Origin of the sequence: Ruegeria profundi, from assembly GCF_001507545.1 — a bacterium.
Taxonomy (GTDB): Bacteria; Pseudomonadota; Alphaproteobacteria; order Rhodobacterales; family Rhodobacteraceae; genus Ruegeria; species Ruegeria profundi.
Genome location: NZ_LQBP01000014.1, coordinates 1 through 26,360, shown reverse-complemented (window position 1 = coordinate 26,360; position 26,360 = coordinate 1). Strand labels below are relative to the sequence as shown.

23 protein-coding genes, 1 tRNA gene and 2 pseudogenes are annotated in these 26,360 nt (G+C 55.8%); 10 read left to right on the top strand and 16 right to left on the bottom strand.

From position 1 onward, the window contains the following. Positions 1 to 39: 39 nt before the first annotated feature. From AVO44_RS19170 to rpmH, 12 genes are all read right to left on the bottom strand, one after another. Complete coding sequence (locus AVO44_RS19170; RefSeq protein ID WP_068340702.1) at positions 40 to 537, bottom strand: SixA phosphatase family protein; 498 nt, start codon at positions 535 to 537, stop codon at positions 40 to 42. Next, entirely contained in the window at positions 534 to 1,211 is a 678-nt protein-coding gene (locus tag AVO44_RS19165; protein ID WP_068340701.1) for a ferredoxin, read from the bottom strand. Before AVO44_RS19165 ends, AVO44_RS19170 begins: the two co-directional genes overlap by 4 nt. Positions 1,212 to 1,230: 19 nt before the next feature. Then, entirely contained in the window at positions 1,231 to 2,094 is an 864-nt protein-coding gene (argB, locus tag AVO44_RS19160) for an acetylglutamate kinase (protein ID WP_068340700.1), read from the bottom strand. 247 nt (positions 2,095 to 2,341) lie between these two features. After that, positions 2,342 to 2,995 (bottom strand): ribosome biogenesis GTP-binding protein YihA/YsxC, encoded by a 654-nt coding sequence (gene yihA, locus AVO44_RS19155; RefSeq protein ID WP_068340699.1) that lies wholly within the window; start codon positions 2,993 to 2,995, stop codon positions 2,342 to 2,344. Beyond that, positions 2,992 to 3,729 carry an MOSC domain-containing protein gene (locus AVO44_RS19150; protein ID WP_068340695.1) on the bottom strand — a complete coding sequence of 246 codons (738 nt, stop codon included), beginning with the start codon at positions 3,727 to 3,729 and terminating at the stop codon, positions 2,992 to 2,994. Before AVO44_RS19150 ends, yihA begins: the two co-directional genes overlap by 4 nt. Continuing rightward, on the bottom strand, positions 3,726 to 5,555 hold the full coding sequence (yidC, locus tag AVO44_RS19145; RefSeq protein WP_068340692.1) for a membrane protein insertase YidC: 1,830 nt from the start codon (positions 5,553 to 5,555) through the stop codon (positions 3,726 to 3,728). Before yidC ends, AVO44_RS19150 begins: the two co-directional genes overlap by 4 nt. A gap of 123 nt (positions 5,556 to 5,678) precedes the next feature. After that, positions 5,679 to 7,223, bottom strand: coding sequence for a putative bifunctional diguanylate cyclase/phosphodiesterase (locus AVO44_RS19140; RefSeq protein WP_068340689.1), 1,545 nt, complete (start codon positions 7,221 to 7,223; stop codon positions 5,679 to 5,681). Positions 7,224 to 7,294: 71 nt separating this feature from the next. Then, on the bottom strand, positions 7,295 to 8,188 hold the full coding sequence (gene ttcA / locus AVO44_RS19135; RefSeq protein ID WP_068340687.1) for a tRNA 2-thiocytidine(32) synthetase TtcA: 894 nt from the start codon (positions 8,186 to 8,188) through the stop codon (positions 7,295 to 7,297). Positions 8,189 to 8,231: 43 nt separating this feature from the next. Next, the gene (locus AVO44_RS19130) at positions 8,232 to 9,848 is read right to left on the bottom strand and encodes an acyl-CoA dehydrogenase family protein (protein ID WP_068340684.1); all 1,617 of its coding nucleotides are present in this window, start codon (positions 9,846 to 9,848) and stop codon (positions 8,232 to 8,234) included. Positions 9,849 to 9,915: 67 nt separating this feature from the next. Next, positions 9,916 to 10,155 carry a membrane protein insertion efficiency factor YidD gene (gene yidD / locus AVO44_RS19125; protein WP_068340675.1) on the bottom strand — a complete coding sequence of 80 codons (240 nt, stop codon included), beginning with the start codon at positions 10,153 to 10,155 and terminating at the stop codon, positions 9,916 to 9,918. Further along, on the bottom strand, positions 10,152 to 10,577 hold the full coding sequence (gene rnpA / locus AVO44_RS19120; RefSeq protein WP_068340791.1) for a ribonuclease P protein component: 426 nt from the start codon (positions 10,575 to 10,577) through the stop codon (positions 10,152 to 10,154). The genes yidD and rnpA overlap by 4 nt, the downstream gene beginning before the upstream one ends. A gap of 25 nt (positions 10,578 to 10,602) precedes the next feature. After that, the gene (gene rpmH / locus AVO44_RS19115) at positions 10,603 to 10,737 is read right to left on the bottom strand and encodes a 50S ribosomal protein L34 (protein ID WP_005980833.1); all 135 of its coding nucleotides are present in this window, start codon (positions 10,735 to 10,737) and stop codon (positions 10,603 to 10,605) included. 295 nt (positions 10,738 to 11,032) lie between these two features. Here rpmH and AVO44_RS19110 point away from each other — a divergent pair, with 295 nt between their 5' ends. The 5 genes and pseudogenes from AVO44_RS19110 (at position 11,033) to AVO44_RS19085 (ending at position 16,457) form a co-directional block, all read left to right on the top strand. Then, complete coding sequence (locus tag AVO44_RS19110) at positions 11,033 to 11,764, top strand: TVP38/TMEM64 family protein (RefSeq protein WP_068340673.1); 732 nt, start codon at positions 11,033 to 11,035, stop codon at positions 11,762 to 11,764. 4 nt (positions 11,765 to 11,768) lie between these two features. After that, complete coding sequence (locus AVO44_RS19105) at positions 11,769 to 13,187, top strand: dihydrolipoyl dehydrogenase family protein (RefSeq protein WP_068340671.1); 1,419 nt, start codon at positions 11,769 to 11,771, stop codon at positions 13,185 to 13,187. Between the two features lie 18 nt (positions 13,188 to 13,205). Next, a complete protein-coding gene (locus AVO44_RS19100; RefSeq protein ID WP_068340669.1) occupies positions 13,206 to 14,588 on the top strand; it encodes a sensor histidine kinase in 1,383 nt (460 codons plus the stop codon). 64 nt (positions 14,589 to 14,652) lie between these two features. Beyond that, positions 14,653 to 14,729: transfer RNA gene (locus AVO44_RS19095), tRNA-Arg, on the top strand. 705 nt (positions 14,730 to 15,434) lie between these two features. Further along, positions 15,435 to 16,457: pseudogene (locus tag AVO44_RS19085) on the top strand (IS110 family RNA-guided transposase). A gap of 370 nt (positions 16,458 to 16,827) precedes the next feature. On the opposite strand, the gene AVO44_RS19080 reads toward AVO44_RS19085, so the two are convergent. Next, on the bottom strand, positions 16,828 to 17,556 hold the full coding sequence (locus AVO44_RS19080) for a hypothetical protein (protein WP_157770055.1): 729 nt from the start codon (positions 17,554 to 17,556) through the stop codon (positions 16,828 to 16,830). A gap of 182 nt (positions 17,557 to 17,738) precedes the next feature. Beyond that, positions 17,739 to 17,906, bottom strand: a pseudogene (locus AVO44_RS21385) (IS5/IS1182 family transposase); the annotation flags it as partial. A gap of 87 nt (positions 17,907 to 17,993) precedes the next feature. On the opposite strand from AVO44_RS21385, the gene AVO44_RS19075 reads away from it, so the two are divergent. Continuing rightward, complete coding sequence (locus tag AVO44_RS19075; protein WP_068340664.1) at positions 17,994 to 18,209, top strand: hypothetical protein; 216 nt, start codon at positions 17,994 to 17,996, stop codon at positions 18,207 to 18,209. A gap of 254 nt (positions 18,210 to 18,463) precedes the next feature. Here AVO44_RS19075 and AVO44_RS19070 read toward each other — a convergent pair whose 3' ends face one another. Beyond that, positions 18,464 to 19,474 (bottom strand): AraC family transcriptional regulator, encoded by a 1,011-nt coding sequence (locus AVO44_RS19070; RefSeq protein WP_068340662.1) that lies wholly within the window; start codon positions 19,472 to 19,474, stop codon positions 18,464 to 18,466. A 126-nt stretch (positions 19,475 to 19,600) separates the two neighbouring features. Here AVO44_RS19070 and AVO44_RS19065 point away from each other — a divergent pair, with 126 nt between their 5' ends. The 4 genes from AVO44_RS19065 (at position 19,601) to AVO44_RS19050 (ending at position 24,635) form a co-directional block, all read left to right on the top strand. After that, complete coding sequence (locus tag AVO44_RS19065) at positions 19,601 to 21,013, top strand: amidohydrolase family protein (RefSeq protein ID WP_068340660.1); 1,413 nt, start codon at positions 19,601 to 19,603, stop codon at positions 21,011 to 21,013. 26 nt (positions 21,014 to 21,039) lie between these two features. Continuing rightward, positions 21,040 to 21,804 (top strand): DUF3299 domain-containing protein, encoded by a 765-nt coding sequence (locus tag AVO44_RS19060; protein WP_068340657.1) that lies wholly within the window; start codon positions 21,040 to 21,042, stop codon positions 21,802 to 21,804. Continuing rightward, positions 21,801 to 22,979: a carbohydrate porin gene (locus tag AVO44_RS19055; RefSeq protein WP_068340655.1), complete on the top strand. Its 1,179-nt coding sequence runs from the start codon at positions 21,801 to 21,803 to the stop codon at positions 22,977 to 22,979. The genes AVO44_RS19060 and AVO44_RS19055 overlap by 4 nt, the downstream gene beginning before the upstream one ends. A gap of 1,005 nt (positions 22,980 to 23,984) precedes the next feature. After that, entirely contained in the window at positions 23,985 to 24,635 is a 651-nt protein-coding gene (locus AVO44_RS19050) for a hypothetical protein (protein ID WP_157770054.1), read from the top strand. Between the two features lie 191 nt (positions 24,636 to 24,826). Here AVO44_RS19050 and AVO44_RS19045 read toward each other — a convergent pair whose 3' ends face one another. Continuing rightward, entirely contained in the window at positions 24,827 to 25,936 is a 1,110-nt protein-coding gene (locus AVO44_RS19045) for an HlyD family secretion protein (protein ID WP_068340651.1), read from the bottom strand. Between the last annotated feature and the right edge of the window lie 424 nt (positions 25,937 to 26,360).

Genomic DNA, 26,360 nt, shown 5'->3' with positions numbered 1-26,360 from the left:
AAAACTAGAAAAGAAGGCGGGGTTTTGCCCCGCCTTTTTTCATTCCAAAAGTTCGCGCGGAATGACAAATCCCTGCACCGCGCCGCTTTTCCAGCGCACCTTGGCCCAGTCGGTCGTATCGAACCGGATCACGGTCGTTGCGCAGGTCGGGTAATCAAGAAACCGGGGATGATCAGGTGCTTGCCGGACGATACGGTTTGCAAAGGCACCGATACCCGGATTATGCCCGAGCAAAAGCACGGTTCGCCCTGTGGCACCGGACAGCTCGTGTAAAATGTCTTCGGGATCGGCGTGATAGAGTGTGTGGTGAAAGCTTACCTTTTCCGCCCGCAGTTTCATCAGATCCCAAGTTTCGCGTGTGCGGGCCGAGGTTGAACTCAGCACCTCGTCAGGCAACCAGTTGTTAGCACGCAGCCACGCGGCAATCGCCGGGGCCGACTTGCGCCCCCGTTTGTTCAGTGGGCGGTCATGATCGTCCAGGGACAGATCACCCCAGCTGGATTTTGCGTGACGGGTCAGGATCAGCATGCGGGTCATGACGGGTGGAAAGCTCTCATGTGGTGGGCGGATTGTTCCGGATCGCGCCCTGCATTCTTGCTTAGCGGGCAGGACAGCCGCGCAAGGCAACCGCCGGTCATGCAGGTCTGGCCTTCGACCGTGCTCAGATGACTGTGGCAAGCGCCCACGTCATAAAAACTGTGGTTGTTCAGTGCGCCCACCGGACAGGCTTGGGCGCATGGAGCCGCGCAGGTCACACACGGAGAAATACCGGTCACTTGGGGAATTGAAAACTCCTCGGCAAAATGCAGCGCGCCCCGGAAGGAAATCATCATACCTACCGTGTCGTGCACCAGTGCGCCTACGGGGCTACTAAATGTACGGCCAGATTTCAGCGCCCAATCGATAAACGGGGCGTAGGGTGGGCCGCCGAACGGAAAATGCGCCTCGGCCCCGAGATCGCGCGCCAATTCACCGATGACACGCGACGACCACCTGTCTACGGGGTGTGCGCTCAGCCATTCAGGCGCGGATTTCAGCTTTGGCCAAAACGCTGATCCGGCACCCAGCAGGATCAAGGTCCCGCCTTCCAGTTGCTTTGCCCCTGTCAGCCGTGGATGTAGCGCGCCCATGACGATCAGGCCGACGGTCTGTATCGCCTGGTCCACATGGTCGTAGGCAATGGAAGAGGAGGTCGGGTTTGGTCCGGTCATGTCTCCTCCGCTGCGTTGATTAGTCTGGCCGGATCAGCGAACCGGCGCCGTGTTCGGTAAACAGCTCTAACAGTACAGCGTTTGGTGCGCGCCCGTCCAGAATGACCACAGCGCGAACACCGCTGTGCAGCGCGTCCAGCGCCGTTTCCGTCTTTGGGATCATGCCACCTGCGATCGTGCCGTCCATCGTCATTTCACGAATCTGACCCGCCTTAAGCTCGGTCACGACCTCGCCACCTGCGTTCTTCACGCCCGAAACATCCGTCAGCAAAAGCAGCCGGTCTGCTTTGAGCGCGGACGCGATGGCACCAGCAGCGGTATCGCCGTTGATGTTGAAGGTCTCACCATTCTTACCTGCACCGAGGGGGGCGATTACCGGGATTACATCATGCGCGAACAGATCTTGCAGGATCTTCGGGTTCATCTCGGACGGTGCGCCGACGAAACCCAGGGAAGGATCAGCCTGATCGCAGATGATCAGGTTCGCGTCCTTGCCCGACAGGCCCACCGCCGTGCCGCCCTGTCTGTTGATTGCCTGAACGATGCGTTTGTTGACAAGGCCGGACAGTACCATCTCAACCACTTCGACAGTGGCCCTGTCTGTGACGCGTTTGCCGTTTACGAATTCGGACTGGATATTCAACTGGCTCAGCATCGCGTTGATCATCGGCCCGCCGCCATGCACGATCACTGGGTTGACACCCACCTGGCGCATCAGAACGACGTCACGAGCAAAGCTTTCCATCGCTTCGTCGCTGCCCATGGCGTGACCGCCCAGCTTGATGACGACAATCGCCCCATCATAGCGCTGAAGATATGGCAAAGCGCTGTTCAAGGTGGCGGCGGTGGCGATCCAGTCCCGGTTCATTTCTCTTGTCTTCATGGCTGCTGTCCCTCTGGGCTCCCGTGTTAGGGCCTTTGCGGGGTGGTGCCAAGACCGGATAGCGGAAACAACGGCAGAGAACGGGCCGTTTTGCATGCGCAGCCAGGGCTCGGTCAGCTTTTCGTGCGTTTCACGACCGGGATCTTGCTGAGCGGTAGTAGGTCAATCACCCCCACCGCCAGCAAGATCAAACCTACCAGCGGGCAGGCCCGCAACGCCAACAGGGGGCAATAGTAAAACGGCAGGGTTATTCCAGATGTGCGATGATCGAACGAAGGATCGGTATTCCGTCACCTTTTTCGGATGAGGTAAGCACGATCTCCGGAAAAGCGGCGGGATGTTTCGACAGCGCACCACGCACCTGGTCCAGTACCTTTTCACGGTCCTTGGCCTTGACCTTGTCGGCCTTGGTCATCACGCATTGGAAAGTAACAGCGCTGGTATCCAGCAATTTCATGATTTCGGCGTCGACCGGCTTAACCCCGTGGCGCGAGTCGATCAGGACAAAGGCCCGGCGCAGGGTCTGACGGCCGCTCAGGTACTGTTTCAGCAACCGCTGCCATTTCTCCACCACCTTCACCGGCGCATTGGCATAACCATAGCCGGGCAGGTCAACCAGATAAAGCTCGGGGCCTTGGGTGAAAAAGTTGATCTCCTGCGTGCGGCCCGGTGTGTTAGAGGCACGCGCCAACCCCTTGGTGCCCGTCAGTGCGTTGATCAGGCTGGATTTACCCACGTTTGACCGGCCTGCAAAGCACACCTCTAATCTGTCTGGCGCAGGCAGGCCGTCCATTGCGACCACGCCCTTGATGAATTCGGACGGGCCCGCGAACAATTTGCGCCCGCGCTCCAATTCCATGTCGTCGGGCTCAGATGCTAGCGGAAAGGGAAGGGTGCTCATATAATCTGTACCTTGTCACCAACCGAGATTTCGCCGCCTTTGACTACTTCGGCATAAACGCCAAAATCCTGATGCCCCCACGTTTCAAGAGCACCAAGGGTGTCGGCATCGCGTTGGCCGGTATCCGGGTTGGCAGTTGTTGCCAGGCAGCGGGTGATACGTTCGCGCACTCGGAATATTGCCTTTCCGATCCGAACGTCGCGCCCTAGCCAGTCGAACTCTTCCCACAGGGGCATTCCGTCAATCCAGATATTACCGCGCCAGCGATGGATCGATAGGTCCTGTTCCAGTTTTTGTCCAACCGCCCGGTGAGACGCCATATTGCATAGGCTGATCGAAGGGAAATCGCTGTCGGTCATCCCGCGACCCGGCACTCGAATAATCCGGGTCGAGGCTGCCCGGTCTGCCGGCATCAAGGGTCTGACCCACTCCAGAAAAACTTGTGGCTGACTATCAGGGGCAAACGTCAAATCTGGACGATCCGGGTGAGACAGTGTCACTCGTTCTCCGTCCACGCTTGCCGAGATCGCCATCAACTGCGGTGCCTTCGCGCAACGACTGAAATTGGCGCACGGAGCCCAGTCCGAACCGTCTGCCGTGGATGCCTCATGCGCGACGGCCCAAACACGATCTCCGGGCATCGTTTGCCCGGAAATCATGTTTACGGTTTTCACGGCCTCGCGACCATGGCTTTTAATCGGGTGCCGCCAAATTTGGGTTACCTCACCCGTCATTTATCATCCGCTTTTGACGACCGCTTGAAGCTGGACTTGATGTTGCCAAACACGTCCGGCTTGTAGCCCTGGCTGCGCATGATCAGGTATTGCTGGGTGAACGTTATGGTGTTGTTCGCGATCCAGTATACCACCAATCCGCTGGCAAAGCCGCCCAGCATGAACATGAACACCCACGGCATCCAAGCAAAGATCATTGCCTGCGTCGCGTCGGTTGGTGCCGGGTTCAGCTTTTGCTGAAGCCACATCGAAATGCCCAGCAACAGCGGCAGGATGCCAATGAAGATCAGCGCCATCAGGCTTTCAGGTTGCGGACCAGCCCAGGGTAGCAGCCCAAAGAAATTCATGATCGAGGTCGGGTCGGGTGCGCTCAGGTCCTGGAATGGCCCGAACCAAGGCGCCTGACGCAGTTCGATCGTGACAAAGATCACCTTGTACAGTGAGAAGAAGATCGGAATCTGCAGAAGGATCGGCAGACAGCCCGCAGCCGGGTTCACTTTCTCCTTTTTGTACAGTTCCATCATGCCCTGTTGCATCTTCTGACGATCATCGCCAGCGGCCTCTTTCAGGGCCTCCATCTGCGGTTGGAGCTCTTTCATCTTCGCCATCGAGACGTAGGATTTGAACGCCAACGGGAACAGGATCGCCTTGATGATCAGTGTCAGGCCGATGATGGACCAGCCCATATTGCCGATCAAAACATTGATGTTGTGCAGCAGCCAAAAGATCGGCTTGGTCAGGAAGAAGAACCAGCCCCAGTCGATGCTGTCGATGAACTTGTACACACCTTGTGCCTGATATTCGCGGATGGTCTGCCATTCCTTGGCACCTGCGAATAGCTGCGTAGTGACCTCTTCCGTGGCGCCAGGAGCGACGGTCAGGGTCGGCAGAACGGTTTCGGTCTGATAGATATTCCGACGCGGATCAAACTTTGCGGCTGCCTTGAATGCGGTTCCCGGCTCGGGGATCAGCGTGGTCATCCAGAAGTGGTCGGTGAAACCGATCCACCCATCCTCTTTGATCTGGAACACCTCGGCCTGCGCACGTTCATTCGGGTCGATATCGAAATCTCGTACATCGCCATAGTCGATCTCGGTCAGCGTGCCATCCGCCATGCCGATCACGCCTTCATGCAGAATGAAGAAGTTTTTCAGACCGGGCAGGTCCCCATCCTCACCGATGCCGTGGCGGGCGAGGATGCCGTAAGGTGCCATGCCGACCTCGGTCGCCGAGTTGTTTTCGACCGATTGAGTGACCGTAAACATATAGTCTTCATCTACCGAGATCACGCGGCGGAAGGTCAAACCGTTTTCGTTGTCCCATCTCAGGGTGATTGGGGTGTCGACGCTCAGCGCTTCACCCTCTTCCACGGTCCACAGCGTGTTTGGGCCGGGTACATCCGCGCCACCAACACCAGCACCAGGAGCCCACCCGTAGAGGGCGTAATAAGCCGATTCTGAACCGACCGGATACAGCAACTCAACAATTGGTGCGCCATCGTCGATGGAAACCTTGTAGTCTTTCAGGAACAGCTCATCGATCCGGCCACCCGACAGCGACAGGCTGCCTTTCAGACGGGGGGTGTCGATCTCAACGCGCGGGGCCTGCTCATCGGGCAGGGTCTCTTCGGTGGCAGTCGTCGCCTCACCAACGGTGCCAGTGCCCGCGGCGCTGGGTGTTTGAACCTCATTGCCCTCAACAGTGGCAATCTCGGTCTCGTTGGGTGTGGGTGTTGGTTCCGGAGGGGGGAACAGCACGAACCAAACAAGGATCACGAGAAAGCTGAGCGCGGTTGCAAGGATAAGATTCTTGTTTTGATCGTCCATCGGGGACAGCCACCTTAAGCAGTGAAACACACTCGGTGGGTTCAACAGAGTGCAGGCCCAAAGGTCAAGCGAATTCGCCCGACATTTCGTCACGGTTTGCGTTTCTATGCCTTAAATTCACGATTAATGGCCAGTCTTTCGCTCAATCCTTGGCATTGCGGTGATCTTGCTTTGATACTCCGCAATCCAGCCAAATGTGTTCTCGAACGGCATTGGCTTGCCAATGCCGAAGCCCTGAACATGGTTGCAGCCCAATTGCGCCATCAAGGCGTGCTCACCGCGGGTCTCGACCCCTTCGGCCAGCGTTTCTACGTTCAACCGCTCAGCCATCGTCAGGATGGCGCTGACAAGTTGTTGCTGGCTGGCGTCGCGATCCGCTTTTGCAACAAAGGATCGGTCAATTTTGATGCGCCTGACGTCAAAGCGCTTGATCGACGCGATCGACGCATGCCCTGTGCCAAAGTCGTCCAGATCAATGCAGCACCCAAGCTTGGCCATACCAGTCACATTACGCGTGATTACATCGTCTGGCCTGCGGGAAAAAACGGTTTCCAAGATCTCAACAGCCAGCCGGTCTGGCGCCAGGTCATTCTGGTCCAATTCCCATTTCAGACGATCTATCAGCGCAGGATCGCGCAACTCGTCTGATGAAAAATTCACGCCAATTCTTGGAATTGCAATCCCGGCACGGTCCCAATCGCGCATGGCGGCAAAGGCATGGCGCCGCATCGTCTGACCGAATTTTACCATAAGTTCGGCCTGCTCAGCAAAAGGCAGGAAAACCTGAGGTCCTAAAATTCCCTTTTGCGGGTGTTCCCAGCGGGCCAGCGCCTCAAACCCCGTGACTTGCCCGGTATCGGTTGAGACCTGAGGTTGAAACCACGGACGGATTTCACCATTGTCCAGTGCCGCCTCTAACTCTCTGCGCAGATTGGCCCGCAGACGCGACCTACGCTGCGTTTCGCTTGAAAATGCACGAATGGTCGAAAGCCCGTTGCGTTGTGCCTCGCTTAAAGCGGCTGAGGCAGCGTCGATCCATTCTTCGTACCGGTCCCCGGCCACGCTGGACACAAGGCAAAATCCGATCGAACAAGATGCGTAAACTCCAGCGCCGTTTAGCGCAAAAGGCTCTTCCACAACGGCCTGAATGCGCCCGGCCATCTGGATGCAGGCTTCAAGGTCCAAGCTGTGAGAGGGGTGCAAACCGATTGCAATCTTGTTGGGCTCCAGCCTGGTGGCTACGTCTTGCGAGCGGATAACGGTAAGAATGCGGCTACTGAATTGATCGGCCAGGTGATTTGCGGCTGAGTTTCCGTGGTGGTCCAGAAAGTCAGAATAATCGTCCAGCGCAACAAGGACGCAGGCTGACTCTGATCCGCTGGACGTTGCGGTATCAAAAAAACCTTCCAACTCGGCGGCAAAACTGTCGAGGGCCAACAATCCACCCAGAAGGCGGGGGCGCTTTTTCTGCTTGCTGGTCCTAGAGTCAAACGCAGCGGCACCAATACAAATCAGCGGTAGGCCAAGCGCAACGACCACCAGCGCCCGCTCGCCCCCCAGCCAAAAGGCCGCAAGGCTTATGGCGGGCAGAAACGCCAACGCGGCGGGGTTGTTAAGCATGGAAGCAAGCGCAGTGATATAGCGTTCGAGCTTGATATGTTTCCACATCGGTTTTCCGGGCCTTTACGTTGGGCATAGAACGTCTGTAGCCACCGTAGAAAACCAATCTGAGCGAGACGTTAACGTAGCTGGGGAATTTCGCCCGAATTTTCGTCTGTTTTGCGTGGGTTTAGCGACAGATTGGCAAAGTCGAACAGTTTCGGATCCAGCAGGTGCGAGGGCCGTGCGTTGGTGAGCGCCCGGAACATCACCTGCCGCCGACCGGGGCTGTTCTTTTCCCACTGATCCAGTATTTGTTTAACCTGCTGGCGTTGCAATCCGTCCTGGCTGCCGCAAAGATCGCAAGGGATGATCGGATAATTCATCGAGGTGGCGAATTTCTCGCAATCAGCCTCGGCTACATGGGCCAGTGGGCGGAACACGAAAAGATCGCCTTCTTCGTTTACCAGTTTTGGCGGCATCGTTGCCAGACGCCCGCCATGGAACAGGTTCATGAAAAAGGTCTCTAGGATGTCATCGCGATGGTGACCAAGTACTACGGCCGAGCACCCCTCTTCACGTGCGACACGGTACAGATTGCCCCGGCGCAGACGTGAGCACAGCGCGCAATAGGTGCGGCCCTGCGGAACCTTGTCTACAACTACGGAATAGGTGTCCTGGTATTCGATCCGGTGCGGCACATTCATGCGTTCCAGGAACTCGGGCAGGACGGTTGCCGGAAATCCGGGCTGGCCCTGGTCCAGGTTGCAGGCCAGCAGGTCGACAGGCAGTAGTCCGCGCCACTTCAGTTCGTAGAGGACCGCAAGCAGGGTGTAGCTGTCTTTGCCACCGGACAGGCAGACCAGCCAGCGGGGTGGTTTGCCATCTTTTTCGTGGGCGGACGGGTCCACCATGCCGTAATGCTCGATGGCTTCGCGGGTCTGGCGTATGATACGTTTGCGCAGCTTCTTGAACTCGGTGGTCGAGGGCGCGCCAGCAAAAAGCGGGTGGATATCGTCAGCGTCGTCAAACATGCGCAGCCCCTACAGCAGTTGGTGCGACCGGGCAAGTGCGGCGTTAGCCTAACCGCGCTAGCAGAGCGTCCGTGTCCAGCCCGGCCACCGATCCGGGAATGCGCCCACTGTGGCCTGAAAGGCGGGTGGCGATGAAACCATCAGCGACCGCGTCAGGGCCGTTTTGCAGAAGTTGAGAGGCGGTTAGCAACAAAGCAGTGCGTTCAGCGAACCAGCGCGCCTCGGCCTCAGCCGGAAGGGCAGGCCAGCGCTCACGATGCGCCCTCAGCGCGGCGTCATATGCGCGATCTGCGCCCTTTGCGGCATTCAGCTCGGCCCCCAGCACTTCCGCGGCCAAAGGCTCGCGCGACAGGGTTCGAAGGATATCAAGGCAGATCACGTTGCCTGAACCTTCCCATATTCCGTTCAGCGGAGCCTCTCTGTAAAGAAGAGGCAGGGGCGTGTCCTCGACATACCCCATGCCGCCCAACACCTCCAAAGCTTCTGCTACAACCACAGGGCAGCGTTTTGTGTTCAGGAACTTAGCCAGCGCAACACTAATCCGGGCGAAAGCTCGGTCTTCGGCGGTATGGCCATCGAAAGACCGCGCCACGCGCATCCCCAGCGTCAGGGCACCCTCCCAATCCAGCACCAAGTCAGCCAGAACCGCACGCATAAGGGGCTGGTCCAGCAACCGGCGTTGGAAGGCGGTCCGATGCGTCACCCAGTGATGCGCCTCGGACAGGGCGGCGCGCATCAGGCCAGCCGGGGCCATTGCCGTGTCAAGCCGCGTGTGATGCACCATTTCCAGGATGGTACGGACCCCTGCGCCTTCCTCGCCCAACTGAAAGGCCAGTGCGTCGTGAAATTCGATTTCCGCCGATGCGTTGGACTTGTTGCCCAGCTTGTCTTTCAGGCGCATCAGATGGATTGCGTTGCGCTCACCCTCTAACCACCGGGGGACGAGGAAACAGGTCAATCCCTCTGGGGCCTGCGCCAGTGTCAGGAAGCCGTCCGACATCGGGGCCGAACAGAACCACTTATGCCCGCGCAACCTCCAGTGATCGCCATCCCTCAGGGCGCGCGTTGTATTCGCGCGCACGTCCGACCCGCCCTGTTTTTCGGTCATTGCCATCCCCAAAGTAGCGCCGGTCTTTTCACCGATGGGCTTTGTCGCGGGGTCATACCGGGGCGACATCAGCTTTGGGTGCCAAACCGACGCTATGTCACCATGGGCGGCGATTGTGGGGATCGCGGCGTAGGTCATGGTCAGCGGGCAACAATGGCCGGGTTCGATCTGGCTGGCGATGTAGACCATGGCCGCGTGGGTCGCATGGCCGCCCGGCTCTCCGTCCCACGGCAGTGTGGCGTAGCCGGCGGATCGGGACAGGCGCATCAGGTGGTGATAGGCGGGGTGAAACCGCACCTCGTCCAATCGCCGTCCACCGGGATCGAATTGTTTCAGCTCTGGCGGATGGCGGTTGGCTTCGCGGCCAAGCTCTCGCACCTCAGCTTGGCCAATGGTTTGTGCGTATGAAATCAGCGGGTCGGTGCGTCCCCCGGTCAATCCAACATTCGCTTGCAGCACCGGGTCTGTCGCCCACAGGTCCTGATCCCCGCGTGCAGGTGGTTGGTTCAGAACGTCATGGGTGGGCAGAGAGTGGCGCGCGTCAGATGTCATCAGGACCTCGGGCAGTTCGGGTCCAAGTGTTCAGCGGAGGGTGCCGCCGGTCAAGCCTGACTAGGGGTCATGCAGGATCGTCTTTGCGATCCGGAACCGGGTCGTACCCATCACCACCCCAAGGATGGCAGCGCCCGATCCGCCGGGCGGCCAGCCACGCGCCTTTTACGGCGCCGTGTTTCTCTAACGCCTCCAGTGCATAGGCTGAGCATGTGGGCTGATACCGGCAATTGAAGCCGACCCAAGGGCTGAACACCAACCGATAGGCTCGCACGGGCAGGGCGAAAATACGCGCAAGCAGAGTCATGTTCCGGCCCCGTGGATTTTACGCAGGGCATATCGCAAATCCGCAGCCAGCAAGTCGAACGGACGAGCGGCAGTCACCTCAGCTCGGCCAATCAGTACGTAATCCCACCCGTCCTGGCCGTTGACGGGCAGAACAGCCCGCGCGGCCTCGCGCAGCCTGCGCTTGGCGCGGTTGCGGGCGACTGCATTTCCAACCTTTTTGGAACAGGTAAAGCCAACGCGAATTCCGTTCGCCTCATCGGGCGCACGTTTGCGGGCCTGTACCATCATCGAGGATGTGCCCTGTCTGCACGCGCGCGCGGCTTTCAGGAAATCAGACCGTTTCCTGAGCACAGTCAAGGGTTCGGGTGCGCAAACGGACGCCGCCGGGGGCATATCCCCGGGGTGGTTCTTACCATCCACAGGGGCCTCCGGCGGCGTCATGTTCATAACCTGATCGGTGAGCGGGTTACGCGCTCAGCGATTTACGACCGCGGGCGCGGCGTGCATTCAGGATCTTGCGGCCGGCCTTGGTGGCCATGCGCGCGCGGAAACCGTGGCGGCGTTTGCGAACCAGGTTCGAAGGCTGATAGGTGCGTTTCATCGCTCCGTCTCCAATCTATGCGGTCGGGTGCAGCGCGGATTCGCCTGCCCGTGGTGTTCGAAGCCCGTCCTCTACTGGGTAGCGGGAGCTAAGTCAAACCCCTAGGTGGGGGTTTTGGCGCCTTTTGCAACAATTCTGTAACCACACCCCGCAAAAGGTTTCAAAACGTGGGGTTTAGGGCCCAATACCGTCACTTTAAGGGTCGCAGACATCAAGGCGGCGTGAAGTCCCTGTTGCTTGGCCCCTCGACGTCGCATGTTGTGTTCTAATGAAACGCAAAAAACCGGACAGTTCCATGAGCGATATTACCCAGGCCCGACGCAGCGGGCTTGCGCGACACATTCCTTTGCTGGTGATTCTCACCGTTGCCACGGTGGGCTTTTTCACGCTTGGCGATTACCTGACATTTGAGACGCTGCGCGACAACCGCGAGGCGCTGTTGGTTTGGCGTGATACGCATTTTTGGTTGCTGGCTGCTGGTTTCGTCTCTGTTTACATCCTGATTGTCGCCTTTTCGCTGCCAGGCGCGGCCGTGGCCTCGATGACCGGCGGGTTCCTGTTCGGCTTATTTTCAGGGACCGTTTTCAACGTTTTCGCCGCCACGATAGGTGCGTCTGCAATCTTTTTGGCGGCGCGGTGGGGCTTGGGTGAATCGCTGACAGCACGGCTGGAATCCTCGGAGGGGACGGTCAAGAAACTCAAGGACGGCCTGCACGAGAACGAAATCCCGGTTCTGTTTCTGTTGCGCCTTGTTCCCGTTGTGCCATTTTTCGTGGCCAACCTAGTGCCGGCGCTGGTTGGCGTGAAGTTCCGCAACTTTCTGATCACCACGGCGCTGGGCATTATTCCTGGTGGCATCGTCTACACCTGGATCGGTGTGGGGTTGGGTGGCGTGTTCGACCGGGGTGAAACACCGGATGTCTCGCTGTTGTGGGAGCCGTTTGTGATTGGCCCCATTCTGGGTCTGTGCGCGCTGGCCGCGTTACCGATTGCCATCAAAGCTCTGCGCGGCAAAAAGGGCGTCTGATTTCATGAAAGACCTGAAAACGGATATCCTGGTGATCGGGGCTGGGTCGGGCGGTTTGTCCGTGGCCGCAGGTGCCAGCCAGATGGGCGCGAAGGTCGTCCTGCTGGAAGGCCACAAAATGGGCGGCGATTGTCTGAATTTCGGCTGTGTGCCGTCCAAGGCATTGATCGCCAGTGGCAAAGCGGCCCATGGTCAGGCAAACGCCTCTGCACTTGGCGTTGCAGATGTTGTCCCGCAGGTGGATTACGCGGCCGCTAAGGATCACGTTCATGACGTGATCGCCCAGATCGAGCCAATGGACAGCCAGGAACGGTTTGAGGGGTTCGGTGTCACGGTGATCCGTGAATATGGCAGCTTCGTCTCTCGGACCCAGGTACAGGCTGGTGATCAGCTGATTACGGCACGCAGGATTGTCATTGCCACGGGCTCGTCGCCTTTGGTGCCGTCGATTCCGGGGCTGGAGCAGGTTCCATACTTCACCAATGAGACGATTTTCGATCTGCGCGAAAGGCCTGAGCACCTTCTGATAATCGGTGGTGGTCCAATCGGCATGGAAATGGCGCAGGCGCATATCCGTCTTGGATGTGACGTGACCGTGATTGAAGGCCAGAAAGCGCTGGGCAAGGACGACCCCGAGGCGGCCGCTGTTGTGCTGGATACACTTCGTGCCGAGGGCGTGGCCATTCATGAAAATGCGACGGTCGCACAGATCCGCGACAACAAGGGCGTCGTTGAAGTTGTGACCGAGAACGGAGAAGTATTCTCGGGTTCACATTTGTTGCTGGCGGCCGGGCGTAAGGCCAATACAGACCGCTTGAAACTTGAGGCCGCAGGGATCGAGCCGACCCGCGCCGGGATAAAGGTGGATGCGTCTCTGCGCACCACGAACCCGAAAGTCTATGCTATCGGTGATGTCGCGGGTGGCATGCAATTCACCCATGTGGCGGGCTATCACGCCGGGGTCATCATCCGCTCGGCCCTGTTTGGTTTGCCGTCAAAGGTCAAAACGGCGCATATTCCATGGGCCACCTATACCGACCCGGAACTGGCGCAGGTCGGACTGACCGAAGCGCAGGCACGTGATAAACATGGCGACAAGGTCGAGATTGCGCGCTTTGACTATCACCACAACGACCGCGCGATCTCGGAGCGGAAGACTAAAGGTTTCATCAAGGTCATGGTCGTAAAGGGCCGCCCGGTGGGTGCCACGATTGTTGGCCATCAGGCCGGAGAGTTGATCAACTTGTGGTCGTTGGCTTTGGCAAATAACCTCAAAATGGGGCAGATCGCCGCAATGGTTTCGCCCTATCCGACGATCGGAGAGCTTAACAAACGCGTCGCGGGAGCCTATTTCACCCCAAGGCTGTTTGAGAATCAGACAGTTAAACGCGTGGTCGGGTTTATCCAACGCTGGATGCCCTGATCGGAAAGGGGGCGCAATTTGAACTCGCTGTCGGGCCGATTTCTGATCCTGACCACGGTCTTCGTAATGTTGGCCGAAGTCCTGATTTTTGTACCCTCAATTGCGCGGTTCCGCGAAGATTTCCTGCTCAATCGGCTTGAGCGCGCCCAGATCGCTTCATTGGCCCTGCTGGCCGACGACATGCTGGCACAAGAACTTGAGGCCGAGCTTTTGGCCAATGCTGGTGTCTACAATGTGGTGTTGCGGCGCGACGAGGTGCGTCAGCTGATGCTGTCCTCACCCATTCCCGAGCCCATCGCCCATACCTACGACCTGCGCGACGCCGGGCCGTGGATTCTGATCAAGGATGCTCTGTCGCGCTTGTTCACCCCGGAAAACGAAGTCATTCGGGTTATTGGTGAGCCGGTAAAAGATGCAGGTCTGTTGATTGAGGTCACCATAGACAGCATGCCGCTGCGTGCCGCGATGACCGACTATGGGCTACGCATTCTGGGCCTGTCCTTTGTCATCTCGATTATCACCGCGTTTTTCCTGTTTCTTGCCGTTCGCGTGGTCTTGGTGAAACCAATCAAAAGCGTTGTGGGCTACATGCAGCGATATGCGGGCGCGCCAGAGGACGCGCGTGGTATCATCTCGCCCAATTCAAAAGTGACCGAACTGCGTGAGGCTGAAGAGGCGCTTCAGAAACTTCAGACAGAACTGACCCAAGCCCTGAAACAGCGTGAACGTCTGGCACAACTGGGGGGTGCGGTCGCCAAGGTCAGCCATGATCTCCGAAATATCCTGACCTCGGCGCAGTTGTTCACTGACCGGATCGAAACCAGTGACGACCCCTTGGTGCGGCGAATGGCACCGAAACTGGTGAACTCGATCACGCGGGCTGTGTCCCTGTGCGAAAGTACGCTGGCCTTTGGCCGCGCCGAAGAACCCGCACCCACCCTGACAATGGTGCCCCTGCGCGATGTGGCCGAAGACGTGGTGTCCAGCGAGAAGCTCGCCATCGGCGATGCCTGCGTCGAGATTGTCAACGACGTGCCAAAGGACCTTGTGGCGCGCGCGGACCCAGAGCAGATTTTCCGCGTCATGATGAATTTGGTGAGAAACGCCTTTCAAGCGCTGGCTGCGTCCGGAAAACCCGGAAAAATTACGATTACCGGCTATGCGGGTGAAAATGACTGGTGCATCGAAATCAAGGATAACGGTCCCGGCTTGCCACCCAAAGCGCGTGAAAACCTGTTCACACCGTTTCAGGGCGGGGTCCGTAAAGGAGGATCGGGTCTTGGTCTTGCTATCTCGCAAGAGCTGGTGCGCGGACATGGCGGCGATCTGGTTTTGAAAGAGACAGGCCCTGAGGGAACCACCTTTGAATTTCGGCTGCCTCGGGGTGACGTGACTTTTTAGACTTTTTTTGAAGAATCGCCTTGCACCTCCCCAGAGCTAGGTCTAAACACCGCCTCACCAACGCGGACCGATAGCTCAGCTGGATAGAGTACTTGACTACGAATCAAGGGGTCGGGGGTTCGAATCCTCCTCGGTCCGCCACTTGGTAAGCCCAACATCATGTAAAATAAAGCAAAACTGGGACTTTGAGTTTTTCTGCCCCACATTTTGCCCAACATATGGTGTATTTCCGATGTCTTTTCTTTTTCGTTTCTGAACTCGAACTACCCATGCGCTGTCCTGCGAGTGTCGGGTTCTCAAACACCAAATTAGAAAGGAAACGAGATGGTGAAAGAATCTCCCAAAGACATCTGCGACGACATTCTTGGCCTCGCAATGGAAGCGAACGCGCTAGCGATCTGTTTAGACAACATGCTTCATCACGCTGTTGGCGGTATCGGTGACTTAAGCTTGGAAACCCGAAACTCCTTGGATGGTACTGCTAAAGCTCTTCGAAGATCAAAGGACGGCGTTGTCGAAGGCATAGAACAAATCGACTTAGCGACTGATTGGAGGCAAACAGATACCCTACCAGAGAGATGCGCTATCGGGTGCTCCTGACAGACGATACCACAGAAGCCTAAGAACCGACTGCGCGGTCCACTCCAGTGACCTAATCTTATTGCATTAAAAAGATCGAACTGAGGCTTGGGATCGAACGTACCACCAATCGATTTGGGTTGGTCAAATTAGCTCGGACGTCAGCAGTGCGGACAAACCTGATGGGGTGGATGGCTCCTGCTTCAACCGGCGTCGCAAGGCGCCATAGTCCAGGTGTCAAAGTTTGGTTATGAGAGGAGCCACCCCATGCAAGTCACCACAATTGGCGTTGATCTGGCCAAGAACGGTTTCCAAGTCCATGGGATCACCGCTCCGGAAGAAGTGGTGTGCAACAAGCCGCAAAGGAGGGCGCAGTTTCTGCCGTTCTTTGCGAAGTTGGAGCCCTCTCTAATCGGCATGGAATCCTGCAGCAGCGCACATCATTGGGCCCGCGAACTCACGAATCTGGGCCATGAGGTTCGGTTGATTCCCCCGATGTATGTGAAGCCCTACGTCAAACGCGGAAAGCCAGATGCCATTGATGCCGAGGCGATTTGCGAGGCTGTGACCCGACCAACCATGCGTTTTGTGTCGATTAAGACCGCCGAACAACAGTCTCTTCTGTCGCTGCATCGGGCGCGCGATCTTTTGGTCAGCCAAAGGACCTAACTGATCAATGGCTTGCGTGGCTTAGTTGCTGAGTTCGGTATTTACATCCCAAGAGGGCTGGCGCGCGTCATTGGTTTTGCAGAAAATATCGCTATTGGCGAAGTGCCCGACTTGCCAGACATCGCCAACGAGGTGATCCGTAACCTGTCCGAACAACTCATGGCTCTGCATAGGCGGGTCCGATGATACGAGGAATGTCTGAAGCAAGTGGGCAAAGAAGATGAACGGGTGCGCTTGTTGCGCACGATCCCGGGCGTGGGTGCCGTAACGGCGTCTGCGATCATCGCCAGCATCGGCGATGGGCACCAGTTCCGAAACGGCCGGGAGTTTGCTGCCTGGCTGGGTCTGACCCCTGCAAACAAATCCAGCGGCGGCAAGGAGAAGCTGGGGCGGATCACCAAGATGGGTGATCAATATTTGCGCTCTCTGCTTGTCGTCGGCATGACATCACTCGTTCGACAAACACGGTCTCACCCCGAACGTGCCAGCAAGTGGCTGACATCACTGCTCGAACGCAAGACCGCGCGGGTTGCAACTGTCGCTATGGCCAATAAGACCGCCCGGATCGTCTGGGCGGTGCTCACCCGAAACGAACCTTACAGCCCACGCGCCGCTGTCTAAAACGAAAGATACATCGAGTTAGCAAGACCCGCGAGATAATGGTGCATAAGTCTACCGCCAAAACCAGGACACTCCGCCGAATGGCGCGGGCATGACAGCCCGCAAAGCTGATAGGACCTTGGTTTGCGGAACCCATCAGGGCCAGCGTTCAAATCCGCGCAAACAGGCCGGACACATGACTGCTTCTGACAAGTGCACAAATCTAATCAAAAATGTCTTGCTATGCAGGAGCCATCCACACACGCCGTTCGCTCCTTCGTGGCACGATTAGTCGAAGTGAACGACCACTGTGCGGGCTGAACGGTCATTGGTAAGTGCGACCATTTCATGAATGCCGCCACTTCTGGGCACCTCTCGTATTTCCACTGACCTAGAACCTTGTAGTCTCGCGGGCAGTGCCAAATCTGGGTTGAGAAGAAGTGTGCGTCGCCTTTCTGGCTTCTGGCACCGGCATCAATTGCCTCAGTCCGCAGGCTCCAAAAAGCGCGGCACCGAACATTTCGCAGGTTTCCTCAAGCAGTGTCACGTAACGGCCGTTGTCCATTTCGTGAAACCACATGAAGGCTGAAACCATCTCTAACCCAAGTGCAGCGCCAAAATAGACGAGTGCACCAAGGACTAGATATCGCCTTGGTGCAGCATCCATGCCGTACACCACAAAACGAAATCCAAGCAGCACGAGTATCGCAACAACCGCGAAACCGTAGTAGACCCACTCCCACGCGAACAACCCGCTCCCTTCAATCCCCTTCGTTAGGTAGGTACCAACTGGCTCATGTACCTGAGCAGCATCGTCGAACGCCGCGAGAAGAACTACAACCGCAAGACCAAGCCAATGCCAGCGCCACGGATTCCTATCGGAAAATGCCTGCGCGGCCGCCAAAGCAATGAAGCCGCTGGATACAATAAGGAGTAAAAAATTAATGAATGTTGGCGCGTTTGATTCTTCACCAACCCAAAACACCTCGAAGGCAAGTCGCCCGATTTCACTGTCGGTGGCATTCGATAAAACAAGAGAAAAGCCAGCCAGCGCCGATGTAGGAATAATAACTGCGGCTGCCAAAAAAAGGTATTGGAAAGGAGATGGTAAATTCGGCACTCTAAACTTTGCTCTCCTAGTTTCAAAACGGACTATTAGCTTAGAGGCAGTTTTTTAAAGGTAAATTGCATTGCCGAAATTACGTGATTTGTAAGAAGCTTTTGGCTATTTGGTCGCATCAATTCAGGTTTCAACAGTCTTATTGTTTCCGAAAAATTACTAAAAAAACTTGGGGCCAGGAGTCATAAACAGTAGATGACTGTTGCTAAGAGGAAGATCTTGGTGCAGAGGTCATAGCGGATGGCCGAGCGCCTCTAACCCTTAAGCCTGCCAAACAATATCTCTATGCTGTTTCGACATATGTATTTGCGCTCGTCGTATTTGACCGACGTCTTGCGCTGCTTTCGGCCTTCGCTGAATGGAAACATTTAGCATTTTCGTTTATGGCAGCTTGGGACTCAAAGCGGATAATTGAAGTTCAACAATAGGGAGCATCCATGGCCAGAAGCTTCGAGCATACCAACCCGAGGTCCCGCAAGCCGGATGATTTCAAGGGCACGTGGAAGGGGCGGAATTACCGCCGTGGTGTATTCAGGGCCTTGGCTGTGAACTTGCTGATTTTCTGCGCGATCTTTGGCTGTGCGATCTATGTTGTTCACGTCAAGGATGAGGCGAGACAGAATCCCAGAGTTTGGACTCTGGGTTCACAATAAGGGGCAACGTCCGCCGTGCGGGACATAACAGTAATTCGCTTTCACCGCTGAAATAACCGCATCCAGCCAAGTCGGACATTCGGAACCAAGCTTCATAAACTCCGCGGTACACAACGGCACCGCCAGTTGCAGCAGTTGTTTTGACGATCGTAACCGACCCCTTTAAGCCGCTGCCTGTTTTGTTTAAATTCGCACCGCGAGTTCTCCAAGCTGGTCCCAATAGAGCAACTTCTTTTAATCACTCGTTTTTTGCTTTAGCACATTTGTTTGTTTCGGAACTTGGTCGGTGTCATTCCGGTCTGACCTCGGAAGAAGCGAGTGAAATGGGACTTGTCAGAATAACCGAGCAACAGACCAATCTCCGCAATTGTCATCTGGTCTTCTATGAGGTGCTCTTTGGCGACATCGACACGCAGCCGTTTGATTTCGCGGGGTAGCGTTGTGCCTTGTTTCTGAAGCGCTTTGAGAAACCGTTCAGGTTGTATTCCCAACAAACCGGCCACTACCTCCGGCCCCAAATCGGTTTCATCCAGTTTGTCGCGTAAGACAGATCGCAAGGCTGCCACCACGGTTACGTCTTGATCTCGTCGCGGTGAGGTTATGTGTTTGGCAGAGCCCTCAGAAACATGGCGCAAAAACAACCATTCCACTGGAAAACTAATTTGCATTCCGGGATCAGTCCCAAGGCCAACCTCGATCCCTTTGTAGTCGATAGGCAGGCCATTGATATATCTGCTTTCCCATCGCACACGAGAAGCATCCCATGAATCTCCGACGACGGTTTGTAATAGGCGTACGTAGATTGCGGCACCAAAACCGGTCACCTGAATGGGTGGGACAGTTGGTTCCTGTTGCCTCTTGATACGATAAGTCGCTTTGTCTGCTTCGATAACAAGGCTGTGCCGCACAGAATTGGACTCCTGCGGTACAAGCCCAACGAAGCGCGTAAAAAACTCGAACAGCGTTTTTGTAGACTGCAGGGCTTGAGCGAACGGTGGCCATTCTTGCAGGTCAAACGTCTCCCCGACATTCAGTCCAAGGTATCGATCCCCGGACAAGTCCGAGAAGGCATTTAACAGGCCGTAGACCAACTCCGAATGGACGTAGACCGATGGGTCGGACAGCAGTTCGGCTTTCAAGCCGACTTGATCCAAGGCGGGTTGAGGATTGATGTCCCGGTCAGTGAGATGCCGCAGAAACGGAGCAGCCAATGAGAGGCGAACAAAGCCCTCGCTATGTTCTTGAGAGGTGGAGTTGAATGGCATTCTCGTCACCCTTTCAGGGTCAAATGCTGTGCTCAGTGGCCATTTTTGTGGTCACATTCGAACATCCTAATGCGAAACTGGCAACCGAGGCAAAACTTTCCGGGCTACAGTTGGCAAAACAGGAATATGAAGGGAGTACTTATGTCCGGTCTACGAATGTCGCTTTGCTCGACGGCTATTGTCGCTGCAGGTCTTTCTTTGTCAACGTCCGCGCAGGCTCAGGATCAAGAAGAACCCCTAACGCTGTTTACCAACGTGCATGTTTTCGATGGCGTGAATGAACAGCGTATCGAGAATGCAAGCGTATTGGTCGAGGGCAACCTGATTAAGGCCGTATCAACCGATGCGATCGATGCCCCCAATGCCACGGTTATTGACGGAGAGGGGCGGACACTGACCCCCGGGTTTATCGAACTGCACGCGCACCTGATGCTGATGGGCCCGACCCTGCCTGCGATGGAGGCCAACACAACGTGGGAAGACTTTGCCATACACGGTGCGCGGATGGCCGAGATGTATTTGATGCAGGGCTTCACCACAGTCAGGGATGCAGGTGGCGCCAATGGCGGGCTGCGCCGCGCAATTGACGCAGGCCAAATTGAAGGACCGCGTTACTTTCCGTCCGGTGCATTTATCGGAACGCGCGGCGGTCATGCTGATTTCGCGAATTTCACCGCTCCACCGGGCTCAGAGACCAACATGAGCCGTCTGAACTTGGCGCAGGAGGTGAGCGGTGTCGACGACGTCTATAGGTTTGCGCGCAACAATTTCCGAATGGGTGCGACCCAGTTGAAGTTCATGCAATCCGGCGGTGTCGTTTCGGCCTTTGACCCATGGCAACTACTGGCCGGATCGCCTGAGGAAATCAGGGCCGCTGTGCAAGTCGCCAATGAGTATGGCAGCTATGTCATGGCGCATTCGTACCGCAAGGAAGCGATCCTGAGTGCGCTTGATGCAGGCGTCATGTCCATCGAGCACGGCTTTTCGTTTGACTGTGAAATTGCCCAGGTCATGAACGAAAAAGGCGCATACATTACCACCAACCTGACGGCCTTCGATCCCGGGCTGCTCGATATTCCGGCAGTGGCAAACGTCCCGTCGAGCCTTGCCAAAGCCAAGTCTGCATCGGCAACATTTGCAGGCTACATCGACAATATGAAGGAATGTCCGGTGAAGCGAGGGTTCCAGACTGACTGTGTTGGTTCGGTTGAGGCCTGCAATATCCAGATTGCCTACGAAAAGCACCTGAACAACGAGTTTTTCGGGCCCTACACATCCATGGTCACGCTGACATCGACGGGTGGCGAGGTGGTCGCTTTGTCAGGTGACTTCATGAACCCGTATACCGCTGGGAAACTGGGTGTGATTGAAGAAGGCGCCTATGCGGATATCCTGCTGATCGACGGTAACCCGCTCGAGGATTTCTCGGTCGTTGGTACGGGCGATCAGTGGTTCGGTGCCGACCCGAGGCCCGAAAGCCCCGAGACGATCCGACTGATCATGAAGGACGGTGTGATCTACAAAAACACACTGGATTGACCAGATAAAGCAGCCGGAGAGCATTCATGCGAAATTGGTTTTGCTCCGCAGTATTCGCAGGGTTGGTTTTGTGCGGTCATGTTGCCACGGCCACGCCTGAAACCGCATTAGATTGGGCCGACCTGCCAGCCCCATCTGCGCAGGTCTTTGAAGACCCTTATCGAGATCTTAGTCCTGAACAATTTGACGATGTTCTTTACGTCGTTCGACTGCGTGGCAGGCTGCAGCAGGATGGTGGCAGCGAAGAAGAACGGCAAAAGTGGCAATCGCTTTTGACCGAGACCGAGGATGCCTTGGCTGCTGATGGAATTGATATCGACTGGCTGCTCGATCAGCGCGAAGTCGTAATGGAGCGTCGAAGAAAGGCTGGGACAAACGGAAATCCGCAATTTGATGGTAAAACAATCACACTGGCGGGCTTTGCCATACCTGCTCCGAGTGATCCGGACGGTCGACCTGTGGCTTATCTGGTGCCAGAAAGAGGGATGTGCAGTCACATGCCTCCACCTCCGCCCAACCAGATGATCCGTGTGCGGTTGAACGGGGACTGGACGCCCAGCTATTTCCATGAACCCGTTCGGCTGACGGGCATGCTGACTATCGACCCTTCTATTCAAAATATGATGGTTGTGGATGGCCTGATGCCTATGAATGCGACCTTCCAGTTGGAAACGGAACGTGTCGAAACGCTCGAAACCAAGGCGGACAGGCTGGAATGGAAGCAGCGTGCCGCTGACCGCATCCGCGCGGCAGGCAACCGCAAAACCGGTGGGGCAAAGGCGCCTGAATGATAAGACTTCTGGTTGCTACACTGAGTATTGCTGTCACTGGCACGGCCTCGGCTCAGGGACTATCCGGTCCATCTTCGGTCGAAGCTGATCTACAGCCCGGAGATGGCCTGACCGATCCACAATATCGTTCTGATTTCCCACGCAATATCGCACCGGGTTGGTTCGGGTGGAAAGACCGGCTGGCCGAGGGTGGGTTTCGGTTCAACATTGATTACTTGGCGTTGGGCCAAACCACAAACTCTGATCTGGGAACCGGCGAAGCGGCCAGCGGCATTGCGCGTTTCTACGGGACTTGGCAGGCAACTGAACGGGGTTCTCTGACATTCAAGATCGAAGACAGGCACAGTTACACCGATGTTGCTCCGCAAATCCTTGGGCTGGATGGTGGAGCCCTTTCGATCACAGGGACAGCCTTCAACGATAATGGTTTGTTATTGACCAACCTGTTCTGGACCCAAAGGGCCGAGAACGGTTCGTGGACGCTGCAAGTCGGGCAGATTGATGTAACGGATTTCGTGGATATCTACGGGTTGGTAAGCCCCTACAGTGGTTTCCAAAACCTGTCATTCAATACCAACCCGACAATTAACGCGCCCAACCAAGGACTTGGCATTGCCGGTGGAATAAAGCTGAGCGAGAACCTCTACGCCGTTGCGAGCGTCTCAGACGCAAACGCCGACCCGTCTGATCCAAATTTCGATGTATTTAACGATGGCAATCTCTTCAAATCACTCGAACTTGGTTACACCTCCGGCTTTGATCGCATCTACTTCGACAATATCCATTTGACCTTTTGGCATGCGGATGCCGCTGACGATGGTAGCCGAGCAGAGGACTACGGTGCTGCTTTTTCTGCTGCATGGTTTGTTGACAATAAGTGGATGCCGTTTTTCCGCGCAGGGGCTTCAAAGGGGACCGCAGCGCTTTATGAGCGGTCGGTTTCTGCCGGTCTGGGCTATTATGGTCGCAACACCGATCTGGCCGGTGTGGGCCTGAACTGGGCCGAGGCAAGAGGCATAGACGGCGATCAATTCACGCTCGAGGCATTCTACCGTTTTTCGATCTCACCTGGGCTGCAGATCACGCCGTCACTGCAGTTCATTTCTGACCCGCTTCTGAACCCTGATCAGGACCAAATTACCCTGTTCGGCCTAAGAACACGGATCGTTTTCTAATACGAGGTAATCGCACTCGGAAAAAGGGTTGCGTCAATAGGCGAATGAGGTAGGAGACAGGACTTTGAAACGTCCGCTTTATCTGCGCCTTGCCGTCGTTGGGGCATAGCGCAGTATACGTCAAACTGCGCTCGCTGCGGACCCTAGCCGCAGCGTTGATGAATGGCAGCTATCTTTACAGGATCAGAATTGAATGACGCGATTTATCGATTTGTTGAGGTTTTGGAAGTCGATTGTGTCAGAAATCAGTGACATTCCACACATAATGTTGAAAGTCACACGAACCTGACCCAACCGTCATAGTTGGACCAGAAACTAGGTGAACGTTCGACATCAGATGGCACGCCCGATGTTGGATGTCAGTTGAATTTGACCTTTGCGTCATCAACTAACACGCCGCCCCCAGTTCATACTCCCGCAGGCAGTTTGGTTTGATCTGACTTCCCTTTCGGAAGATCAGAGCTGATTTGTAGGTCAGAAAGCGAAGCTGCCTGTTCCTGCTAATCTGCCACAAGGCGAACGCGGGAGGGGGCGAGGCAACGCTATTCGACAGGGGTGGTGCGGCCCGCAGGCAAATCCGAGGACACGGCCCTGTTTAAAAGAGTTGCCCGAGGGGGAGGGCAACGTCCTCACCCTGACGGCTAGGGGCGTTTGGCTTGTCCAAGTCCCGCTGGCCCACGAAAGGAAAGCGGCAGGGAGAATGCCCTCCACCATTGGCGATTTCTACATTCTGTCATACCGCAAAAGTGACAGTCCGGCCCATTCCTGCCATTCGACCCTGTTCACCGTCGCTGCGATGTGGCCCGTTAGAAGAAACATTCACTGCGCCCGCGAGTTAGTTGCGTGACCTGAGGTCGGGAGAGCGGACAAAGTGGGCCTTAGGCACCTTGCGCGAACTCAAATCTCGTGAGAACTAGTTATGCTAAACGGTAATGTTGAGTTGCATCAATTTCCCCCGGTTCGAGTTCATATAACCTCTTCGCTAACCAAAGTCGGAGGTAGGTCATGAGAACCGAAGTTGCCATGGTCGTGGTAACGCTCGCAATAGGCCTGTTCTTCGCAACGTGCATTGTCCTTGTAGAGCCACTCTTCCTCCTGGGCATGCTACGGCCGATGCTCGGCATACCTTTCTTCGTCGGCTTCTTCTTTGCGTGGTGGTTCCACAAGCTTGGCTACTTTGGAGGATGGGCGTCGCGCGGTGCATTGGTTTTCGGGCTTGTCGCCTTGCCATGTGCAATTGCGCTGCCGATCCTAATTGAGGTGATTGGAGCCCATCTTGAAAAGGAAAAAGTCGAGCTTCCCATTTCGGCGACTGTGTACAGTGAAAGTCCAGACGGTCGCGAGCTAAGATTTGAGTCGGCCGAAAGCGTCGAAGCGCTGATGCTTCACTTCGAAGACGAACTCGGGATCGAACGCTGGCTCGAGGTCAGTTTTGTTGAGTGGAGTAAGAGTCGAACTGCTGAACGCTATGACGGCTACGTCGGCACTGCCGACCAAGAGTTGAAGGTCCGCCTTTTTCACTGCGAGCAGCTGGTGTGCGGCATTGTGGTTTGGCCGAAACATGAAGCAAACCTCGTATACTTCACCGCCGCCTTCGGCCTAATTGTCCTTTGCATTCTGGGAGTTTTCCCACCTCTCCGTGACCTGTTGCGATGATAGATTCTAGTGGCGCTCGCTTCACGCCATCCGAATGAGTAGGTATCCGCTCACAGCCGACGGTCATTGCGCGTCATTTAATCGGCAGCTTCGGGCTCAAGGCAAACATTCGCCAGATTTCATAGATCGACGGCTCTGCGGGCGTAGCCGCCTATAGTGAGGGTAAAGGAAAGTTTCATTGCGGCCACCAGCTAAAGATAGTTCAGCTGTTTGGTTACCCAGAATAGAATTTCGGCAAGGATTCCTATTGCGCCTGCTTCTTCAGTCATTACCAAGGCTGTACCTGATGTACCAAAAGGTAGCGACTCAAGACCTGAAACGTCAGATAACTCGATCAACACCGGGTAGCTGGAAATACCAGCAAGCTCTCGGATTGAAGGAAGGCCTGCGCGCAGATCCAGTGTCCCCTCGGCAGATCCAACTGGCATAGCGACAATGATTCCCGAGAGTTCTGCCCCCGGCCGTGTACGCAGTGCCAACCTGATCTCGTCTCCGATATTCACATTTTGACGACTGGATTGCGGGAGGGAGGCTACAATGGCGAAATCCAACGGATCAATAAAGGTTATCGCACCTTGAAAAGTGGTGGCGCGATTTCCGGGTCTTAGTGTTACAGCAGCAACGACACCATTTCCTGGTGAATGAACCTCTGTCTCTTCAAGACTCCATTTGGCTTGTTCCAAAGCCATTTCAGCTTCGACAATTGCGGCGTCTCGACCATCAATAGTAGCAGAAATTCGACGCTCCAGCCCCTTCTTGCGTGCTTCAGCTGCGCGGATACTAGCGGTCAATTGATCAATCGTCGCAACGGCTTCTTGGAGTTGAAATGTCGTCGATGCACCTCGTTCTTCCAATTGGATGATGTCGTCACGCCTTTGCTGCCCGAAGAGTAGTTGGACATTCAACGACTCGATTTCTGCTTCGGCTGCAGCGAGATCAGTCTGCAACTGATCTGCCGAAGCCTTAGCTGTTTCAAGAGAAGCCTCAAGGCGTGATACTTCAGCTGCAAACACTTCGGGATCGATTTTGAAGAGTAGATCACCTTCATTAACGGATTGATTGGCCTCGACAGCCACCTCGACAACAGTTCCGGAAACGTTAGGTGCGATGTTTGTCTCAATTCCTTGAACTGAAACCGGCCCTGTCGGCGTTGTGTGGTTGAGAGCTCCCAAGACCACAAGGGCAATTACTGCAGCGCCACCATAGATCACCGTTTTCCAGAAGCCGTTCCACGGAAGCCATTTGAGTTTAGAAAACACTAACCAAATCAAGCCGAAGTAAAGACTCAAAACGATGAGCATCAATCAACCTCCGTAACCACGCCAGCTCACTATTGCGTCAATAATGCGATAAAAATTGAGTTAATAGTCAAGTGCGGCCAACAATTCTTTGCAATCTTCTGAAAACAATAACCTTCTTGGATTCCGGCTTGCTCAAGTAACTTTGAAAGTCCTGTTTGGGCCCGGAGCCGCCATGCGGCAGAGCGGCGGATAGGGTTGGAACAGCTGCCCGGAAGCGGTCATTCCCGGGGCGCAGTTTATTGCTCATCTTCTGTAGTGTAGATCATCGCAAGGGTTTTCAGCGACTGGAAGCGGTCTTTGGACGAAACAGGGCTGAACGACGGCCCAGAGCCGAGGGTGTGTGGAAACTCGCGTAATTTCTCCTTGCTGAAGGTTTTCTGCCGTCTACGTCGGCCAGCCTCGGTTTATGGGCGACATTGGCGCC

Coding starts and splice junctions, on each gene's coding strand:
- AVO44_RS19050 (WP_157770054.1), top strand. CDS start 23,985: ATGAGAACCGAAGTTGCCATGGTCGTGGTAACGCTCGCAATAGGCCTG.
- ttcA (WP_068340687.1), bottom strand. CDS start 8,188: ATGTTTGACGACGCTGACGATATCCACCCGCTTTTTGCTGGCGCGCCC.
- rnpA (WP_068340791.1), bottom strand. CDS start 10,577: ATGACGCCGCCGGAGGCCCCTGTGGATGGTAAGAACCACCCCGGGGAT.
- AVO44_RS19055 (WP_068340655.1), top strand. CDS start 21,801: ATGATAAGACTTCTGGTTGCTACACTGAGTATTGCTGTCACTGGCACG.
- AVO44_RS19045 (WP_068340651.1), bottom strand. CDS start 25,936: ATGCTCATCGTTTTGAGTCTTTACTTCGGCTTGATTTGGTTAGTGTTT.
- AVO44_RS19170 (WP_068340702.1), bottom strand. CDS start 537: ATGACCCGCATGCTGATCCTGACCCGTCACGCAAAATCCAGCTGGGGT.
- argB (WP_068340700.1), bottom strand. CDS start 2,094: ATGAAGACAAGAGAAATGAACCGGGACTGGATCGCCACCGCCGCCACC.
- yihA (WP_068340699.1), bottom strand. CDS start 2,995: ATGAGCACCCTTCCCTTTCCGCTAGCATCTGAGCCCGACGACATGGAA.
- AVO44_RS19165 (WP_068340701.1), bottom strand. CDS start 1,211: ATGACCGGACCAAACCCGACCTCCTCTTCCATTGCCTACGACCATGTG.
- yidD (WP_068340675.1), bottom strand. CDS start 10,155: ATGACTCTGCTTGCGCGTATTTTCGCCCTGCCCGTGCGAGCCTATCGG.
- AVO44_RS19075 (WP_068340664.1), top strand. CDS start 17,994: ATGGCCAGAAGCTTCGAGCATACCAACCCGAGGTCCCGCAAGCCGGAT.
- AVO44_RS19065 (WP_068340660.1), top strand. CDS start 19,601: ATGAAGGGAGTACTTATGTCCGGTCTACGAATGTCGCTTTGCTCGACG.
- AVO44_RS19150 (WP_068340695.1), bottom strand. CDS start 3,729: ATGACGGGTGAGGTAACCCAAATTTGGCGGCACCCGATTAAAAGCCAT.
- AVO44_RS19070 (WP_068340662.1), bottom strand. CDS start 19,474: ATGCCATTCAACTCCACCTCTCAAGAACATAGCGAGGGCTTTGTTCGC.
- AVO44_RS19060 (WP_068340657.1), top strand. CDS start 21,040: ATGCGAAATTGGTTTTGCTCCGCAGTATTCGCAGGGTTGGTTTTGTGC.
- yidC (WP_068340692.1), bottom strand. CDS start 5,555: ATGGACGATCAAAACAAGAATCTTATCCTTGCAACCGCGCTCAGCTTT.
- rpmH (WP_005980833.1), bottom strand. CDS start 10,737: ATGAAACGCACCTATCAGCCTTCGAACCTGGTTCGCAAACGCCGCCAC.
- AVO44_RS19140 (WP_068340689.1), bottom strand. CDS start 7,223: ATGTGGAAACATATCAAGCTCGAACGCTATATCACTGCGCTTGCTTCC.
- AVO44_RS19105 (WP_068340671.1), top strand. CDS start 11,769: ATGAAAGACCTGAAAACGGATATCCTGGTGATCGGGGCTGGGTCGGGC.
- AVO44_RS19130 (WP_068340684.1), bottom strand. CDS start 9,848: ATGACATCTGACGCGCGCCACTCTCTGCCCACCCATGACGTTCTGAAC.
- AVO44_RS19110 (WP_068340673.1), top strand. CDS start 11,033: ATGAGCGATATTACCCAGGCCCGACGCAGCGGGCTTGCGCGACACATT.